The 18,506-nt window shown below is 59.0% G+C and carries 16 protein-coding genes, 1 tRNA gene and 2 rRNA genes (1 of these 19 cut by a window edge); 8 read left to right on the top strand and 11 right to left on the bottom strand.

The genetic code is table 11. The features are described from left to right. Window positions 1-92 precede the first annotated feature (92 nt). The 6 genes from I6L35_RS06750 to radC form a co-directional block, all read right to left on the bottom strand. Window positions 93-1,028, bottom strand: a complete 936-nt coding sequence (locus I6L35_RS06750; protein ID WP_254204538.1) for a VirK/YbjX family protein — start codon at window positions 1,026-1,028, stop codon at window positions 93-95. A gap of 114 nt (window positions 1,029-1,142) precedes the next feature. Further along, window positions 1,143-1,955, bottom strand: a complete 813-nt coding sequence (gene mutM, locus I6L35_RS06745; RefSeq protein WP_216979846.1) for a bifunctional DNA-formamidopyrimidine glycosylase/DNA-(apurinic or apyrimidinic site) lyase — start codon at window positions 1,953-1,955, stop codon at window positions 1,143-1,145. Window positions 1,956-1,979: 24 nt separating this feature from the next. Then, window positions 1,980-2,435 (bottom strand): hypothetical protein, encoded by a 456-nt coding sequence (locus I6L35_RS06740; RefSeq protein ID WP_216979845.1) that lies wholly within the window; start codon window positions 2,433-2,435, stop codon window positions 1,980-1,982. 93 nt (window positions 2,436-2,528) lie between these two features. Beyond that, window positions 2,529-2,696 (bottom strand): 50S ribosomal protein L33, encoded by a 168-nt coding sequence (gene rpmG, locus I6L35_RS06735; RefSeq protein ID WP_005307500.1) that lies wholly within the window; start codon window positions 2,694-2,696, stop codon window positions 2,529-2,531. 11 nt (window positions 2,697-2,707) lie between these two features. Then, window positions 2,708-2,944, bottom strand: coding sequence for a 50S ribosomal protein L28 (gene rpmB / locus I6L35_RS06730; RefSeq protein ID WP_005307492.1), 237 nt, complete (start codon window positions 2,942-2,944; stop codon window positions 2,708-2,710). A gap of 136 nt (window positions 2,945-3,080) precedes the next feature. Next, complete coding sequence (gene radC, locus I6L35_RS06725) at window positions 3,081-3,755, bottom strand: DNA repair protein RadC (RefSeq protein ID WP_033113596.1); 675 nt, start codon at window positions 3,753-3,755, stop codon at window positions 3,081-3,083. Between the two features lie 148 nt (window positions 3,756-3,903). Between radC and coaBC the strand changes: the two genes are divergently transcribed. From coaBC to pgi, 5 genes are all read left to right on the top strand, one after another. Further along, a complete protein-coding gene (coaBC, locus tag I6L35_RS06720; RefSeq protein ID WP_216979844.1) occupies window positions 3,904-5,106 on the top strand; it encodes a bifunctional phosphopantothenoylcysteine decarboxylase/phosphopantothenate--cysteine ligase CoaBC in 1,203 nt (400 codons plus the stop codon). An 81-nt stretch (window positions 5,107-5,187) separates the two neighbouring features. Beyond that, window positions 5,188-5,646 (top strand): dUTP diphosphatase, encoded by a 459-nt coding sequence (gene dut / locus I6L35_RS06715; RefSeq protein ID WP_216979843.1) that lies wholly within the window; start codon window positions 5,188-5,190, stop codon window positions 5,644-5,646. A gap of 68 nt (window positions 5,647-5,714) precedes the next feature. Further along, entirely contained in the window at window positions 5,715-6,311 is a 597-nt protein-coding gene (gene slmA / locus I6L35_RS06710; RefSeq protein WP_005339495.1) for a nucleoid occlusion factor SlmA, read from the top strand. A 165-nt stretch (window positions 6,312-6,476) separates the two neighbouring features. Then, window positions 6,477-7,313, top strand: coding sequence for a mechanosensitive ion channel domain-containing protein (locus I6L35_RS06705; protein ID WP_041210774.1), 837 nt, complete (start codon window positions 6,477-6,479; stop codon window positions 7,311-7,313). A gap of 338 nt (window positions 7,314-7,651) precedes the next feature. Continuing rightward, window positions 7,652-9,301, top strand: coding sequence for a glucose-6-phosphate isomerase (gene pgi / locus I6L35_RS06700; protein ID WP_005339491.1), 1,650 nt, complete (start codon window positions 7,652-7,654; stop codon window positions 9,299-9,301). A gap of 156 nt (window positions 9,302-9,457) precedes the next feature. Here the strand turns inward: pgi and ilvC are convergent, their stop codons facing one another. After that, on the bottom strand, window positions 9,458-10,939 hold the full coding sequence (gene ilvC, locus I6L35_RS06695; protein WP_005355979.1) for a ketol-acid reductoisomerase: 1,482 nt from the start codon (window positions 10,937-10,939) through the stop codon (window positions 9,458-9,460). Window positions 10,940-11,160: 221 nt separating this feature from the next. On the opposite strand from ilvC, the gene ilvY reads away from it, so the two are divergent. Beyond that, entirely contained in the window at window positions 11,161-12,054 is an 894-nt protein-coding gene (gene ilvY, locus I6L35_RS06690; RefSeq protein WP_005342097.1) for an HTH-type transcriptional activator IlvY, read from the top strand. Here the strand turns inward: ilvY and I6L35_RS06685 are convergent. Then, window positions 12,043-12,903, bottom strand: coding sequence for a transporter substrate-binding domain-containing protein (locus tag I6L35_RS06685; protein WP_216979842.1), 861 nt, complete (start codon window positions 12,901-12,903; stop codon window positions 12,043-12,045). The two genes, ilvY and I6L35_RS06685, sit on opposite strands and share 12 nt — an antisense overlap. A gap of 192 nt (window positions 12,904-13,095) precedes the next feature. Between I6L35_RS06685 and I6L35_RS06680 the strand changes: the two genes are divergently transcribed. After that, entirely contained in the window at window positions 13,096-13,287 is a 192-nt protein-coding gene (locus I6L35_RS06680) for a hypothetical protein (protein WP_005339486.1), read from the top strand. Between the two features lie 73 nt (window positions 13,288-13,360). Beyond that, the gene (locus I6L35_RS06675; protein WP_216979841.1) at window positions 13,361-15,943 is read left to right on the top strand and encodes a bifunctional acetate--CoA ligase family protein/GNAT family N-acetyltransferase; all 2,583 of its coding nucleotides are present in this window, start codon (window positions 13,361-13,363) and stop codon (window positions 15,941-15,943) included. A gap of 267 nt (window positions 15,944-16,210) precedes the next feature. Here the strand turns inward: I6L35_RS06675 and I6L35_RS06670 are convergent. The 3 genes from I6L35_RS06670 to I6L35_RS06660 all read right to left on the bottom strand — a co-directional run. After that, a tRNA-Asp gene (locus I6L35_RS06670) sits at window positions 16,211-16,287 on the bottom strand. A gap of 97 nt (window positions 16,288-16,384) precedes the next feature. After that, window positions 16,385-16,499 (bottom strand): 5S ribosomal RNA (gene rrf, locus I6L35_RS06665). Window positions 16,500-16,608: 109 nt separating this feature from the next. Then, window positions 16,609-18,506 (bottom strand): 23S ribosomal RNA (locus tag I6L35_RS06660) (it continues 991 nt past the right edge of the window).

Genomic DNA, 18,506 nt, shown 5'->3' with positions numbered 1-18,506 from the left:
TCTCCCTACTGATTGGCAGATACAACAAGGGCTACCCGCAGGTAGCCCTTGTTGTATCTGTCTCGTTATGAAGAGGTCCACCTGCTTGCCGGTTACTCACGAGCAAACTGCTCGCTCATCTCCTGCACCAGCAGATCGAGCCACTCGTAGCGGCGCCGGTACATGGCCCGCTTCTTGGAGGCGATCTCCTCCAGCGGCTTGCGCGGCTGAGCTTGCAGGGCGACGAAGTTGGCATCCACATCACGAGCGTCGAACTCCTGCCACAGCTCGTCATAATCGGCCTGCAGGTTGGCTTTCTGCTTGCTGCTGTAGCGCCTGGCCTGAAACACGTGGGCCTGCTTGCGCACCGCCAGCACCTCCGCCGCCCCCATGCTCTGCGCCAGTTGCAGCACCAGTTGCACCAGCAAGGATTTGGGCCGCAGGCCGTGTCCCTCTTTGGTCAGCTCACGCACCCGATCCTGGGCATTGTCGACCGCAGGCTCCGGCCCTTGCATGGAGCCGATCATCAGCATCAGACGTTCCGCACTGCCCGCCAGCGAGAACGCACAGCTGTAAAGGCGTTGCTCCTCATTGTTGACGATGGAGAGTGCCAGCTCGGCCTCGCGGCGAAAAGTGCCATCATGGCGCAGCAGAATGCGACAGCCGCTCTGGGGATAGTGCCCCAGCGAGATCCCCTCACCCAGATAGAGCCGCTCGATCAGTTGCGGGTAGCACTCCAGCAGCAACCGGTAGTGGTTTTCAAGCATCTCGACCCGCTGGCGGGCACTGGCGCTAGCGAAGCGATAGGGACGCATCGGCTTGTCGAGCAGCTCGGGATAAATGGCCGGCAGCGCTTTGAGCGACTCGCACCGGAACAGATTGAAGACCCGGCTTAGCGACTTGCGATAGAGCAGACTGCGAAGCACGAACTTGCCGCGATTGAAGGTTTGGCGCTCGCACCCCTCGGGGTAGAGGAAGCGGGCCATTTTCTTGGCGCAATAGCGCTCTTGCTGGGATAGATATTCCCAGTCTATTGATTTTAAAGTCATTTCTAGTTCTCAAACCGCCTGAACGGCCGCAGATACTAGTGATGACTGCGCAAATATTCAACAGCCTGGAAATATGCTGTTACAACTTCCCCCGGATCGGGGAAAAAAGTACGCTCAGCGCTGGCAATGAGTGCAAAAAACCGTGGTGCGCTGCCCCATTCTGATCTCGGTCAGCAGGGTGTGACAGTGGAAACAGGGCTGCCCGCCACGGCCATAGACCTGCAACTGCTGCACGAAATAGCCCGGCTTGCCATCGGCGCTGGTGAAGTCCTTGAGGGTGGTGCCGCCCTGACGAATCGCCTCGGCCAGTACCCGCTTTATCTCTGCCACCAGGGTTCCCAGCCGTTTGGCACTGATAGTACCCGCCGCCCGCTTGGGGTGAATGCCGGCGGCATAGAGCGCCTCGTTGGCGTAGATGTTGCCCACCCCGACCACCACCTGATTGTCCATCAGGAACTGCTTGATTGCAGTACTGCGCCCCTTGGCGCGCCCCTGCAGGTAATCGGCATTGAAGGCATCGGTGAGCGGCTCTGGCCCCAGCTTGGCGAGCAGCGCGTGGGCTTCGGCCGGTTCACGGGTCCACAACAGGGCACCGAAGCGGCGCGGATCGTTGAGCCGCAGCAGCTTGCCATTCTCCAGCTCGATATCCACGTGGTCGTGCTTCTCGGCCGGGGTGCCGATATCCAGTACCCGCAGGCTGCCGGACATCCCCAGATGGAGGATGGCGGTGCCGAAATCGGTCTCCAGCAGCAGGTATTTGGCACGGCGGCGCACCCGATGGATGGTGAGGTCCACCAGCTCCTGAATCTCACCGGGGATCGGCCAGCGCAGGCGGCCATCCCGCACCACCACGCGTGTCACCTTGATACCGGTGAGCCAGGGAGAGATCCCCTGACGGCTGACTTCAACTTCTGGCAATTCAGGCATGGGCACCTCGCAAGGAAAAGGAAATCAGGGGGCAGGACGCAGCAGATCGCGATACTGCTCGGCAGTGAGGGCGAGCCAGAGACCGGACGGCAGCTGGGCACCATACTGACCGCTGTTCTGATAGAGGCCGATCTCGACCGGATCGTTCTGGCCGGCAATCCACACCCTGAGGGTAACGGGGGCACCGCGTACCGCTTCGCCGGGTGGCAGCAGCCAGCCCTGCCAGCGTGCGATATGAGCCGCCAGCTGCTTGCTGTCGAGCCCCAGATCCGGCCCACTGCGCCAGCCCTGACCGATCCGTTCAATCTGCCAGCTCGGCCCCTGCCAGGTAAGCACCACCGCATCCTCCGGCAGCAGCGGACGCGCGCGTTTGGCGCTGTTCTCCTGCTGGGCCAGCTCCAGCCGGTGCAGCAGGGTGATCACGATCAGTACCACCACGATGATCACGTTGTTCCAGCCTTTGCGGCTCAGTTTGAACATGGCAAGCCTCCCTTTGAACCGGCAGTGTACTGAATTCGGCGCATAAAAAAACCCGGCACAAGGCCGGGTTTTTGGGAATGCAGCATCAAGTAATTACTTGATTTTGCCTTCCTTGTAGATCACATGCTGACGAACAACGGGATCAAACTTTTTGATTTCCATTTTTTCGGGCATGGTGCGCTTGTTTTTGGTAGTGGTATAGAAGTGACCAGTACCGGCGCTGGAGTTCAGGCGAATTTTCTCGCGAATACCTTTAGCCATGATCTAATTCCTTATACCTTAACACCGCTGGCGCGCAGTTCAGCCAGAACCACTTCAACGCCACGCTTGTCGATGATACGCATGCCTTTTGCGGATACGCGCAGGCTTACGAAGCGTTTTTCACTCTCAACCCAGAAACGGTGAGTGTGCAGGTTCGGCAGGAAACGACGCTTGGTAGCGTTGTTAGCGTGCGAACGGTTGTTACCAACTGCCGGGCGCTTGCCGGTTACTTGGCATACTCTAGACATGTCAGTCTCTCCAAATCTTACTTCATTGCTCGAGCAAATATCTGCCCCGCTGGCCTTCGATTGCGGGGCAAACAGAAGGCGGCATTTTATACAGCATCCGTGATCAAAGATCAACTAATACGGTGCCAGAGCACAGTTATAGCCAACCGCGCTCGGCAAAAGAAACCGTGATGCCATCACCGATCACCAAGTGATCCAGCACTCTGATATCGATCAGGGCCAAAGCGGCCGTGATCCGATCCGTGATCTGGCGGTCGGCCCTACTGGGCTCGGCGACGCCGGACGGGTGATTATGCGCCAGAATCACCGCGGCTGCATTATGTTTGAGCGCGATCTGCACGATTTCTCTTGGCCAGACGCTCGCCGAGTCGATTGTGCCGTAAAAAAGCTCAACAAATTGAATGACTCTGTGCTGATTGTCGAGCAGCAGCAGGGCAAACACTTCGCGCGGCCGATCCCGCAGCTGGGCTTGCAAATAGTCGCGGGTCAGCTGGGGCGAGGTGAGGGCATCACCCCTTTGCAACTGCTGCGCCAGATGGCGTTTGGCCATCTCCAGCACCGCCTGCAACTGGGCATATTTGGCCGGGCCAAGGCCGTGGGCCTCGCAGAAAGCGCGCTGATCCGCACCCAGCAGATTGCGCAGCGATCCGAACTGATTCAACAGGTTACGGGAGAGATCGACCGCACTCAGGCCATTGACGCCGGTACGCAGGAAGATGGCAAGCAGCTCGGCATCGCTGAGCACCGTCGGCCCCTGTCGCAGCAGCTTCTCTCTGGGACGTTCATCTTCCGGCCACTCCTTGATGCTCATTTGTCTCTCCTCTCTCCCTGTTGAGGAAAAACATAGCAAATATTTGCGTGTTCCCCGCCACAACCCCTTGATGCCAACCCCTGTCGTCATCCCCTGCCTGTGGTATCTTAGCCGACCAGTCAAAGTGAGCCGGATAGAGAAACAGCAGATGAGATTGGCCGATAAACGCATCCTGTTGGGTGTCAGCGGCGGGATCGCCGCCTACAAGAGTGCCGAGCTGGTACGCCGTCTGAAAGATCAGGGTGCCGAGGTGCGGGTGGTGATGACCCGCTCCGCTAAGGAGTTCATCACGCCACTGACCCTGCAGGCGGTCTCCGGCCATCCGGTGGCGGACAGCCTGCTGGATCCGGCTGCCGAAGCGGGCATGGGCCATATCGAGCTGGCCAAGTGGGCCGATCTGGTATTGATCGCCCCCGCCAGCGCCAACCTGATGGCGCGTATGGCGGCCGGCATGGCCGACGAACTGCTCACCACCCTCTGTCTGGCCACCCCGGCACCGGTCGCCCTGGCGCCCGCCATGAACCAGCAGATGTACCTCAACGCAGCCACCCAAGCCAATCTCAAGACCCTGGCCAGCCGCGGCGTCCTGCTGTGGGGGCCGGACTCCGGCAGCCAGGCCTGTGGCGATGTGGGCCCGGGCCGGATGCTGGATCCCCTCGAACTGGTGGAGCGCTGCTGCCAGCAGCTGGCCGCCGAGCCCTTGCTGGCGGGCGTCAAGCTACTGCTGACCGCCGGTCCGACCCGCGAGGCGCTCGATCCGGTGCGCTACATCAGCAACCACAGCTCCGGCAAGATGGGCTTTGCCATCGCCCGCGCCGCTCGTGAAGCGGGCGCCGAGGTGACGCTGGTGAGCGGCCCGGTAACGCTGGCTACACCTGTGGGCGTCACCCGCATTGATGTCGAGAGCGCCGAACAGATGCATCAGGCGGTGATGAGCCGGGTGGGAGAATGCGATCTCTTCATCGGTTGCGCTGCGGTGGCCGACTACCGCCCCGAGCAGGTCGCCAGCCAGAAGATCAAGAAGACCGGTGACAACGATCAGATGGTGGTGAAGCTGGTGAAAAATCCCGACATCATTGCTGCCGTCGGCGCCCTTCCAGACAAACCCTTCACTGTCGGATTTGCCGCCGAAACCGTGGATGTGGAACAATACGCCCTCGATAAATTGCAGCGAAAGCGGTTGGACATGATCGCCGCCAACGATGTATCCCGCGAGGGGCAAGGCTTCAACGCCGATGACAACGCCCTGACCGTGTTCTGGCAAGGGGGCCAGGCGCCTCTGCCGCTGGCCGACAAGCTGACGCTGGCCCGTCATCTGGTTGCCCTGATTGCGTGTCACTATCGGCGCTAAGCGCCCCGAAAGAACAAGACTCACGGCGCCCCGCCTTGCCAAGATGGGCGCCAACACAAGATCCAACTGAAAAAGCGATTCATGACAACACAAATTGAACTGAAGATTCTGGATGCCCGTATCGGTACCGAGTACCCGCTGCCCGCCTACGCCACTCCCGGCTCTGCCGGCATGGATCTGCGTGCCCTGCTGGATGCGCCGCTGACTCTGGCTCCGGGCGATACCACTCTGGTACCGACCGGTCTGGCTATTCACATTCAGGATCCGGGTCTGTGTGCCACCATTCTGCCCCGCTCCGGCCTTGGCCATAAGCACGGCATCGTGCTGGGCAACTTGGTCGGTCTGATCGATTCCGACTATCAGGGTCAGCTGATGGTCTCGGTCTGGAACCGCGGCAAGGATGAGTTCACCATGCAACCCGGCGAGCGTATCGCCCAGCTGGTAATCATGCCGGTGGTTCAGGCCACCTTCCAACTGGTCGATGAGTTCAACCAGAGCGAACGGGGCGAAGGCGGTTTTGGTTCTTCCGGTCGTCAATAACAGACCACACCAACCTGATGGGCGGTGCCTAATAACAGAATCAAGCCATTGTTTTTTTAGGGGAATCCATGGCAAGCAGTAATCAGAAACAGAGTCGGCGCGATCAGATCCTGCAGGCGCTCGCCCATATGCTGGAAACCAGTCCGGGGCAGCGTATCACCACGGCCCGTCTGGCGGCCGAGGTCGGCGTATCTGAAGCTGCCCTCTATCGACACTTTCCCAGCAAGGCGCGGATGTTCGAGGGGCTGATCGACTTTATCGAGGATTCCCTGCTGTCACGGGTCAATCTGATCATGGCGGAAGAGAAAGACACCATGGCGCGCTGCCACCACATCCTGCAGTTGCTGCTGGTGTTCGCCGAGCGCAATCCCGGCATTACCCGCATCCTCAACGGCGATGCCCTGCTGGGGGAGCATGACCGGTTGCGAGACCGCATCAGCATCCTGTTCGACAAGCTGGAGACCCAGATCAAACAGGTGCTGCGCGAGAAGCGACTGCGCGAGGGTCAGGGCTTCCAGCTCGATGAGACCATGCTGGCCAATCTGCTGCTGGCCTACACCGAAGGTCGCATCAGTCAGTTCGTCCGCTCCGAGTTCAAGCTCAAGCCCACCGCCGGCTTTGAGGATCAGTGGCAATTTATTCGCAGTCAACTGCTACAAAGTTGATCGGCAGCGCTTTTCACCTAGCTTGAAGAAGGGAGGCCTTGGCCTCCCTTCTTTTTTGTGGCAGTTTTTTATGGCAGTAAAATAAGCACCAGATGCGACCCGGACTGTCGCGCTGCGATGTTAGATTCATGCGCCATAAACCTTTAGCACCCGAAAGGACATCCTATGGAACCCGAAATCATTACCGAAGCGCAGACCTGGCTGGTCAATAACCAGGGCCTGCTGATCGAGTATGCCGTCAACATCGCGGCCGCCCTGCTCACCCTGCTGGTCGGCTATATCGCAGCCAATCTGCTCAGCGGTGGCGTGGTAAAAGTGATGCAGGCGCGCAAGCTCGACACCACTGTCACCCACTTCGTTGGCAGCATCCTCAAATACGCCATCCTGGTGTTCGTGGTGATCGCCGCGCTGGGCCGGGTCGGCGTCCAGACCGCCTCCTTCGTCGCCATTATCGGTGCCGCCGGTCTGGCCATCGGTCTGGCGCTGCAAGGCTCGCTCTCCAACTTTGCCGCTGGCTTCCTGCTGATCATCTTCCGCCCCATCAAGGCGGGCGAGTTTATCGAAGTGGCAGGCACGTCTGGCGTGGTGCAATCCGTTCAGCTATTCACCACCACCCTCACCTCCGGTGACAACAAGATGGTGGTAGTTCCGAACTCCGCCATCCTCAACGGCACCATCGTCAACTACTCCCGCATGGATACCCGCCGCGTCGACATGACCTTCGGTATCGGCTACGGCTCCGACCTGCGCAAGGCCAAGCAGATCCTTGAGCGTCTGGTGAACGAAGAGCCGCGCATCCTGAAGGATCCGGCCGCTACCATCGCCGTCGCCGCGCTGGCCGACTCCTCGGTCAATATCGTGGTGCGCCCGTGGGTCAAGACCGGCGACTACTGGGGTGTCTGGTTCGACTTCCACGAGAAGGTGAAACTCACCTTTGATGCCGAAGGGATCGAAATTCCCTTCCCGCAGATGGTGATGCACATGCAAAAACCGCAGGCATGATCGCGGTAAAGCAGCAACCCACAATGCCAGCCTTCGGGCTGGCATTGTCATTTCTGGCACGCCATCCGCTGCATAATCAGGCCGGCTGAATGAAAACAATTTCAGAGCTGCGGGCCAGCCCCAATCATGAGCGAGCGCAAGATCCCCCTTGCTTTCGTGACTCATAATCCCGATGTTCTGGTTGTATACTCCCGACGGTTGCCCCATTGCGGTAAAAGACAATCGGTAAAACTCTGTTACACGGGCCGCCCAGCCGGCTCGCTATAATGCTCGGATAATAAGGTTTGGCGGGACCTTGCCTGCAAGGTTCAAACACAACTTGGCATTTCAGGAATCCTATGAAAAACATCAATCCAACCCAAACCCAGGCCTGGCAGGCACTGGAAGCCCACTTTGCAGCAAACAAAGAGACCCGACTCAAGGATCTGTTCGCACAGGACCCGAAGCGCTTTGACAAGTTTTCCCTCACCTTCGGCGGCGACATCCTGGTTGATTACTCGAAGAACCTGATCACCGAAGAAACCCTCAAGTTGCTGGTTGATCTGGCCAAAGAGACCGATCTTCGCAGCGCGATCGATGCCATGTTCAATGGCGACAAGATCAACATGACCGAAGGGCGATCCGTACTGCACGTGGCCCTGCGCAACCGCTCCGACCGCCCCATCGAGTGCGACGGCAAGGATGTGATGCCGGAAGTGAACGCCGTACTGGCCAAGATGAAGGGCTTCTGCGAGAAGATCATCTCCGGCGAGTGGAAAGGCTACACCGGCAAAGCGATCCAGCACGTGGTCAACATCGGTATCGGTGGCTCTGACCTGGGCCCTGTGATGATCACCGAGGCTCTGCGTCCCTACAAAAACCACCTGCAGATGCACTTCGTCTCCAACGTCGATGGCACCCACATCGCCGAAACCCTGAAGAAGATCGATCCGGAAACCACCCTGTTCCTGGTGGCCTCCAAGACCTTCACCACCCAGGAGACCATGACCAACGCCCTGACCGCTCGCGACTGGTTCATCAATATCGCCGGTGACAAGGCCCACGTTGCCAAACACTTCGCTGCCCTCTCCACCAACGGCAAGGCCGTGGCCGAGTTCGGTATCGACACCAACAACATGTTCGAGTTCTGGGACTGGGTTGGCGGCCGCTACTCCTCCTGGTCTGCCATCGGCATGCCCATCGCCCTGTCTGTCGGTTTCGAGAACTTTGAAGCCCTGCTGCAAGGCGCCTTCGAGATGGATATGCACTTCGCCACTGCCTCCTATGAGCAGAACGTGCCGGTGCTGCTGGCGCTGATTGGCCTGTGGTACAACAACTTCTACGGTGCCGAGTCCGAAGCCATCCTGCCGTACGATCAGTACATGCACCGCTTCCCTGCCTACTTCCAGCAGGGCAACATGGAATCCAACGGCAAGTACGTGGATCGCAACGGCAAGCCGGTTGACTACCAGACCGGCCCCATCATCTGGGGTGAGCCGGGCACCAACGGCCAGCACGCTTTCTACCAGCTGATCCATCAGGGCACCAAGCTGATCCCCTGTGACTTCCTGGCGCCGGCCATCAGCCACAACCCGATCGGTGATCACCACCCGAAACTGCTGGCCAACTTCTTCGCCCAGACCGAGGCACTGGCCTTCGGCAAGAGCAAGGAAGAGGTTGAAGCCGAGTTCCTGGCGGCAGGCAAAACCCTGGAGCAGGTCAAGGATCTGGTGCCGTTCAAGGTGTTCGAAGGCAACCGCCCGACCAACTCCATCCTGTTCAAGAGCCTGACCCCGAAAACCCTGGGTGCCCTGATCGCCATGTACGAGCACAAGATTTTCGTACAGGGCGCAATCTGGAACATCTTCTCCTTCGACCAGTGGGGTGTGGAGCTGGGCAAACAGCTGGCCAACAAGATCCTGCCGGAGCTGGGCAACAACGAGGCTGTCACCAGCCACGACTGCTCCACCAACGGTCTGATCAACACCTGGAAAGCGTGGAAAGCCTGATTTATCAGACCTTTCTGAATGCAAAAGCCCCGCTCGATGAGCGGGGCTTTTTTATGATTGTCAGGCTGATTTTTCTGGCTAGCCGGTCGGGTGTCCAGTCCGACCGGCGACGGGGATCGTCATCCCCGCCCCTTCATCATCCAGCCCGATGCAGGCTTAACCGCCAACAGCGATGCGTTTCATGTCCTTCATGTAGCCACGCAGTACCTGACCGATTTTTTCGATCGGATGGTTGCGGGTCGCTTCGTTAGCCGCCAGCAGCGCCAGGTTATCCACGCTCTGCCCTTCCGCCTTGCTGGCACCCAGATCACCCGCCTTCAGGGTCGGCATGAAGTGCTCGCGCAGCAAGGGCACGGCGGCGTTGGCGAACAGGTAGTTGCCGTACTCGGCGGTGTCGGAGATGACCACGTTCATCTCGTACAGACGCTTGCGGGCAACTGTGTTGGCGATCAGCGGCAACTCGTGAAGGGATTCGTAGTAGGCGGACTCCTCGTAGATACCGGAAGCCACCATGGTCTCGAACGCCAGCTCGACACCCGCCTTGACCATGGCCACCATCACCACGCCATTGTCGAAGTACTCCTGCTCGGCAATCTTGCCTGCAAACGCCGGGGCATTTTCGAAGGCGGATTTACCGGTCTCTTCACGCCAGGTGAACAGCTTGACGTCATCTTCGGCCCAATCGGCCATCATGCCGCGGGAGAACTCACCGGCGATGATGTCGTCCATATGCTTCTCGAACAGCGGGCGCATCAGGGTCTTGAGCTGCTCGGAGAGCTCGAAAGCGCGCAGCTTGGCCGGGTTGGAGAGGCGGTCCATCATCAGGCTGATGCCACCCTGTTTCAGGGCTTCGGTGATGGTCTCCCAACCAAACTGGATCAACTTGCCGGCGTAGGCCGGGTCGGTGCCTTCGGCAACAAGTTTGTCGTAGCAGAGCAGGGAACCTGCTTGCAGCATGCCGCAGAGGATGGTCTGCTCGCCCATCAGGTCAGATTTCACTTCCGCTACGAAGGAGGACTCCAGCACGCCGGCACGGTCGCCACCGGTGGCAGAGGCCCACGCCTTGGCGATGGCCATGCCTTCGCCCTTGGGATCGTTCTCCGGGTGAACGGCGATCAGGGTCGGTACACCGAAGCCGCGCTTGTACTCTTCACGTACCTCGGTGCCCGGGCACTTGGGCGCCACCATCACGACGGTGATATCGGAGCGGATCTGCTGACCCTCTTCCACCACATTGAAACCGTGGGAGTAGCCCAATGCAGCGCCCTGCTTCATCAGCGGCATCACGGTTTTGACGACGTCGGAGTGCTGTTTGTCCGGGGTCAGGTTGAGCACCAGATCGGCGGTCGGGATCAGCTCTTCATAGGTGCCGACCGCGAAGCCGTTGTCGGTGGCTTTCTGCCATGAGGCGCGCTTCTCGGTGATGGCGGCCTTGCGCAGGGCGTAGGAGATATCCAGCCCGGAGTCGCGCATGTTCAGACCCTGGTTCAGACCCTGGGCACCACAGCCCACAATCACCACCTTCTTGCCCTTCAGCACGTTGCAGCCGTCCGCGAACTCTTCGCGCTGCATGAAACGACACTTGCCCAGTTGGGCCAACTGCTGACGCAGGTTCAAGGTGTTGAAATAGTTAGCCATGGTGATTGCTCCGTTCGATTGATTCCATGCCGGGTAGCGGCGTTGTCTGAACCACTATAGCGCGGGACACTTATTGCCTGAACTGATATATTCGAAACAGTACGTTGCAATAACTGAAACAACCACCCTTCATAATTGCCTGCTGAATGTACCGCGAGATGGCAGAAACAAGCCGCCAACCGCTGGATATCGGGCACATATGCCGCGCCAGGAGCTGAAAGATGGACCTTCGCAATCTCGAGCTGTTTCTCCACCTCGCCGACTCCCTCCACTTCGGCAAGAGTGCCGATGCCATGGCGGTCAGCCCCTCCACCCTGAGTCGCGCCATCCAGCGACTGGAGCAGGAGACCGGCTGTATCCTGTTCGAGCGAGATAACCGCTCGGTGCGGCTCACCCCCGCCGGTGAGAAGCTGCGGGAGTTTGGCGGCGGCCTGTTGCAGGAGTGGCGTCAGCTCAAGCAGGAGCTCAAACGCAGCGATGAACCACTGCAGGGACGGCTGCGCGTGTTCTGCTCGGTCACTGCCAGCTACTTTCTGCTGCCCGAGGTGCTGGAGCGCTTTCGCCGCCGCTACCCCCAGCTGGAGATCAAGCTGGAGACCGGCGACCCGGCGCTGGCGGTGGACAAGATCCTGGCCGACGAGGCCGATCTCGCTATCGCCGCCCGCCCCGATGCCCTGCCGGCCAAACTCGAATTTGCCAGCCTGCAGCTGGTGCCGCTGGTCTTCATCGCGCCGCGCAATGCCCCGCAGCTGAACCAGTGGTTCCGTCAAGGGGAGCCGGATTGGGAGCAGCTGCCAGTCATCCTCTCCGAGCAGGGACTGGCCCGTAAACGCAGCGATCAGTGGTTTCGCAACAAGGGGATAGCCCCCAACATCTATGCCGAAGTGGCGGGGAACGAGGGGATTGTCGCCATGGTGGCGCTCGGCTGTGGCGTGGGGCTGGTACCGGCGGCGGTGATCGACCACAGCCCGCTCGGCGACAAGGTACGGATCATCGACCTCAAGCCCGCCTTCAAGCCATTTGATGTGGGGATCGGGGTACTCAAGAAGCGGCTGGAGGAGCCATTGATCCGCGCCTTCTGGGATACCGCGCAGAATCAGGGTTCACTGCGCTGACACCGGTTTATAGATGAGTGCCGGATCAGCCATCATGACGCGACTGGGCAACGGCAGGTCGGGATTGTGCAGCTCGAGGCGCACCCGCTCATCCAGTTTTAGCCGCCGAATGGTGCTGCCAAATCCCTCTTCAAAAACCCGATCAAAAGCGCCCGATTGCCGTGCCCGCTGCAGGCCGAGCTCGATACGCTGCGCCAGCTCCGGATAGTTGGGCGAGACAAAGAAGAGCAGCGCTAGCGGATAGCGAAATACCAGACGAGGCTCGATGGCCAGATCCGGGTGCTGCCTGAGTTCATCCTCGATCTCGATGACCGAGCGCAGGAAGCAGTCAAAACGCTTCTTGCGCAGCATGTTGAAAAGCGCCTCATAAAGATTGCCCACCGTCACCTTGAGGCCGTTAGCCCGCAGCAACTGGGTGTCTGGCCAGGATCTGTGCTGACCGATGGAGAGCCCGGCGCGATGCCAGTCCGCCAACGACTCGATCGCGGCAAAACGCCCCTCATCCCCCTGCCGAACCAGACACACCCGCCAGCCGAGCAGCCCCTTGGCCAGCGGAATGTGGATTGCCAGCAACTCCCGCTCTCGCTCACCATCGGGGGCAAAGACACCAATCTGAACCAGCTCACCGCTGCGCAGCTCCTTCACCGCCCGCCCCTGCTCCATCTGGGGGCTGGGGACCAGCTGGTAGGGGCCATACTCCGGTACGGTGAGATCGAGAGAGAGCCGCAGCAACTGGACGACGGCGGGGTTGGGATGATCCAGCAGCAGATTCCAGGCGCGGATAGGCTGCTCGGTTGCCGATACGCCAACCGTCCACAGTGCCATGCACCACCACCAAACTCTGATCATCCTGTGCACCATCCGTGCCTCGTGCTCCTCGCCATACTATAACGCCAGCCAGCGCCTCAACGGCGCCCTCTCTGCAAGATGTGTGAGCGCTCTCGTGTCAAATCTCATGTCAAAAGTGACAATAGGCAAACCCGGCAGGTCATCGCAGACTGGGCGTTCATCAACAAACGCCAAGGCGCAGGGAGGAGAGCCATGAAACAGCATCTGGTAGAGATCAAGGGTTCAACCCTGTTTGACGAGTATCTGCAGAGCATGGGCGTGCCCAGTACAGCGCTCGATCGGGAGCAGGATATCTATCTACAGGAACGCCACCTGGGAGCCATTCGCCGGGTGCAAGGCGAACTGCGCTTTTATCTGCGTGCCAATGCCCTGAACAAACGGTGATCAGGATCCGGTCACAGAACCCGCAGCAAAGGCGTATTAGACTGGTATCTTCCCCCTTTTGTCGGGAGTGCCCATGAAAGCAAGCGGTCTGGATCGGCTGTTCAAACCCCACTCAATCGCCGTGATCGGCGCCTCGACCGACCCGCTCAAGGCGGGTCATGTGATCGTGCGCCACCTGCTGGCAGGCCAGTTCAAAGGGCCCATCCTCCCCGTCACCCCGCGCAACAAGTCCATCGCTGGCGTGCTGGCCTATCCCGACATCGCCAGCCTGCCGCTGACCCCGGATCTCGCCATCATCTGCACTAGGCGGGAGCGGGTCTTGCCGTTGCTGGAAGCGCTCGGCCAAAAGGGTACGGGCGCAGCCATCATACTGGCCGCCGACTTTTCCCCCGAGGAGCGGCTGGAGCTGAAACGGGTCTGCCAGCAATACGGCATTCGCCTGCTCGGCCCCAACAGCATGGGGATGCTGCTGCCCGGCCAGGGGATCAACGCCAGCTTTTCACCCATTGCCGCCAAGCCGGGACAGGTCGCCTTTCTGTCGCAATCCGCCGCCGTCAGCACCACCATTCTGGATTGGGCCAAGCAGCATGAACTGGGCTTCTCCGCCTTCATCTCCCTTGGCGATCACTGCGACATCGACTTCGGCCAGCTGCTGGATCAGCTCTCCCGCGACAGCGTCACCCGCGCCATCTTGATCTATATGGACAAGTTGCACGACGCCCGCCACTTTCTCTCGGCAGCGCGGGCAGCCTCGCGCAACAAGCCGATCCTGGTACTGAAAAGCGGGCGCCACGAACCGGCCCATGGTCTCGACAATGTCTATGATGCCGCCATCCGCCGCGCCGGCATGTTACGGGTGCGGGATACCCACGAACTATTCGCCGCGGTCGAAACCTTGAGTCACTCCATGACCCTCAAGGGGGAGCGGCTCGCCATCATCTCCAATGGCCGCGGGCTGGCCAATATGGCGGTGGATGTGCTGCTGGAGCGGGGCGGCAAGCTGGCTCGCCCGCCGCTCGACATCGGCAGCGATGCGACCATCACCACCTATCAGGAGGCGCTGGACAACGTGTTGCAGGAGGATGGCATCGACGCCATCCTGATCATCCACGCCCCCTCGCTCACGGCACCGAGCGCGCCGCTGGCAAGCCATCTTATCGCCCATCTGAAGCAGCATCCCAGAGCGCGCCGTTTCAATATCCTCACCAACTGGGCGGGCGAATACTCGGTGCAGGAGGGGCGTAAACTCTTTACCGAGGCGGGCTTCCCGACCTACCGCACGCCGGAAAGCGCCATGGCCGCCTTCATGCACATGGTGGAATACCGCCGCAACCAGAAGCAGTTGATGGAAACCCCGGCATCCCTGCATGGCAACCAGCTCAATGTCGAGCTGTGCCAGCAGCTGATCCGCCAAGCACAGGAGCGCAAACAGCTAAGATTGGATACCCATCTGGTGCACCCAATTTTACAAGCCGCAGGTCTCTCGACCCTGACAACCTGGATCGTCACCGACGCCATCGAGGCGACCCTGACCGCAGAGCAGATCGGCTATCCGGTAGCTGTGAAACTGCGCTCACCCGATATCCTGCACAAGTCTGCCGTACACGGCGTGGTGCTCAATCTGCGCACCTCGGCCGAAGTGGCGCAAGCCGCAGATGCCATTCTGGACAGGGTCAAACAGCATGATCCGGGCGCCCGCATCGAAGGCTTGCTGGTGCAACGCATGGCTCGCCGCAGCGGCGGCCTGGAGCTGCGGGTGCGGATCCAGCAAGACGCCATCTTTGGCCCCGTCATTCTGCTGGGGGAATCAGGCGCAGAACCGCAGGAGATGGTGGCAGCCTTGCCACCGCTCAATCAGGCACTGGCTCGTTACCAGATCATCGGTGCACTCAAGAGCCGCAAGATCCGTGAGCAGGCCACACCGGAACGACTGGATATCGATGCCCTCGGTCAAGTGCTCTGCCAGCTCTCCGAGCTATTGCTCGCCTTTCCTGAAATTCAGGAGCTGGACCTGCACCCGCTGCAAGCGTGCGGCGCAGAGATGGTGGTGCTGGATGCCAGCCTCACACTGGCTGACCCCGCCATCCCGACCAGCAACCGACTGGCGATCCGCCCCTATCCTACCGAACTGGAGGAGGGGGCTTGGCTTAAAGATCAGCGCCATATCCTGCTGCGCCCAATCCGGCCGGAAGATGAACCTGCTCACAAGCAGTTCGTGCTGCAGGTCTCCGATGAAGACAGGTACAAACGCTTCTTCGCCGATGTAGGCGAGCTGGGCCATGAAGAGCTGGCTCGCATGACCCAGATCGATTACGACCGGGAGATGGCCTTCGTAGCGGTAGGGCAAGATGGCGAGCTGCAGGATCAAATCCTCGGCGTGGTACGCGCTATCTCGACCCCGGACCTGAGCGATGCCGAGTTTGCCATTCTGGTGCGATCTGACCTGAAAGGGGTGGGCCTCGGCAAATTGATGATGGAGAAGATCATCCGTTACGCCAAAGAGCAGGGAATTGGCCAGTTATCTGGCATGACCATGCCCAGCAATCGCGGCATGGTCAACCTCGCCAAACGGCTTGGCTTCAAGATCGACGTGCAAATGGAAGAGGGGGTGGTCAATATGGAACTGCCCTGTAGTCGGCAAACGACAGAAGCCTGATTTGACCCCCTGCAGAGTCGTTCAAATTGCTGTGAATGAAACTGATAAGGCTCTGATATAGCCAGAAAATGGTGGAAATAGCCCTCTATCTGGCACTCTTACTTGGCAGGGAACAGCCAGATATTGGTGGTTTAACGCGCTAAAAACATCAAAACCCGGTCGTGAGACTGGGCTTTGTGTTGGTTCTTGCGTACAAATCTGTGGGCCACAGGGCGAAAATCGCCCATAGCAAAAAGGCCTTCCCAATCGGGAAGGCCTTCGAATTAGTGGCGGAGCGGACGGGACTCGAACCCGCGACCCCCGGCGTGACAGGCCGGTATTCTAACCGACTGAACTACCGCTCCGCATTCGGTTAGCTTTCGCTAAATCTTCTGCTGCATTTTCTGAGGTGTCATCCTCGCAGCCAGTGATGTGATTCTTCACATCACCGTTTAATTGGGTGCCTGGCAGTGTCCTACTCTCGCATGGCGAATGCCACACTACCATCGGCGCTACCGCGTTTCACTTCTGAGTTCGGCATGGGATCAGGTGGTTCCACGGCGCTATGGCCGCCAGGCAAATTCTTCAATCCAGAAAGCTGACGTGAATAACGACTGAGTCATTATCATTGAATTAGTAGTTCGCTTAGGTTTGCTACAAGCCTTAGAACACTTCTTGGGTGTTGTATGGTTAAGCCTCACGGGTAATTAGTACGGGTTAGCTCAATGCATCGCTGCACTTACACACCCCGCCTATCAACGTTGTGGTCTCCAACGGCCCTTTAGGACCCTCAAGGGGTCAGGGATGACTCATCTCAGGGCTCGCTTCCCGCTTAGATGCTTTCAGCGGTTATCGATTCCGAACTTAGCTACCGGGCAGTGCCACTGGCGTGACAACCCGAACACCAGAGGTTCGTTCACTCCGGTCCTCTCGTACTAGGAGCAACTCCCTTCAATCATCCAACGCCCACGGCAGATAGGGACCGAACTGTCTCACGACGTTCTGAACCCAGCTCGCGTACCACTTTAAATGGCGAACAGCCATACCCTTGGGACCGACTTCAGCCCCAGGATGTGATGAGCCGACATCGAGGTGCCAAACACCGCCGTCGATATGAACTCTTGGGCGGTATCAGCCTGTTATCCCCGGAGTACCTTTTATCCGTTGAGCGATGGCCCTTCCATTCAGAACCACCGGATCACTATGACCTACTTTCGTACCTGCTCGACCTGTCCGTCTCGCAGTTAAGCTGGCTTATGCCATTGCACTAACCTCCTGATGTCCGACCAGGATTAGCCAACCTTCGTGCTCCTCCGTTACTCTTTGGGAGGAGACCGCCCCAGTCAAACTACCCACCAGGCACTGTCCGCGAGCCCGATTCAGGGCCCTGCGTTAGAACATCAAACATACAAGGGTGGTATTTCAAGGACGGCTCCAGCGCAACTGGCGTCACGCCTTCAAAGCCTCCCACCTATCCTACACATGTAGGTTCAATGTTCAGTGCCAAGCTGTAGTAAAGGTTCACGGGGTCTTTCCGTCTAGCCGCGGGTACACCGCATCTTCACGGCGAATTCGATTTCACTGAGTCTCGGGTGGAGACAGCATGGCCATGGTTACACCATTCGTGCAGGTCGGAACTTACCCGACAAGGAATTTCGCTACCTTAGGACCGTTATAGTTACGGCCGCCGTTTACCGGGGCTTCGATCAAGAGCTTCGCTTGCGCTAACCCCATCAATTAACCTTCCGGCACCGGGCAGGTGTCACACCCTATACGTCCACTTTCGTGTTTGCAGAGTGCTGTGTTTTTGATAAACAGTCCCAGCCATCTGGTCACTGCGACTCCCGACAGCTCCATCCGCAAGGGACTTCACCATCAAGAGCGAACCTTCTCCCGAAGTTACGGTTCTATTTTGCCTAGTTCCTTCACCCGAGTTCTCTCAAGCGCCTTGGTATTCTCTACCCGACCACCTGTGTCGGTTTGGGGTACGATGACTTGTAATCTGAAGCTTAGAGGCTTTTCCTGGAAGCAGGGCATCAATGGCTTCCGCACCGTAGTGCGTTCGTCTCGTGTCTCAGTGTTGTGTCTCCGGATTTGCCTGGAAACACCACCTACGCACTTTCACCAGGACAACCGTCGCCTGGCCCACCTAGCCTTCTCCGTCCCCCCATCGCAATTACAAGTCGTGCAGGAATATTAACCTGCTTCCCATCGACTACGCCTTTCGGCCTCGCCTTAGGGGTCGACTCACCCTGCCCCGATTAACGTTGGACAGGAACCCTTGGTCTTCCGGCGAGGAGGCTTTTCACCCCCTTTATCGTTACTTACGTCAGCATTCGCACTTCTGATATCTCCAGCATACCTCTCGATACACCTTCGCAGACTTACAGAACGCTCCCCTACCACTTGCACTAAGTGCAAATCCGCGGCTTCGGTGCCTGGTTTGAGCCCCGTTACATCTTCCGCGCAGGCCGACTCGACTAGTGAGCTATTACGCTTTCTTTAAATGATGGCTGCTTCTAAGCCAACATCCTAGCTGTCTGAGCCTTCCCACATCGTTTCCCACTTAACCAGAACTTTGGGA

Origin of the sequence: Aeromonas sp. FDAARGOS 1405, assembly GCF_019048265.1 — a bacterium.
Lineage (GTDB): Bacteria > Pseudomonadota > Gammaproteobacteria > Enterobacterales > Aeromonadaceae > Aeromonas > Aeromonas veronii_A.
The sequence above is the reverse complement of the archived record's forward strand: the minus strand, read 5'-3'. Positions and strand labels throughout refer to the sequence as shown.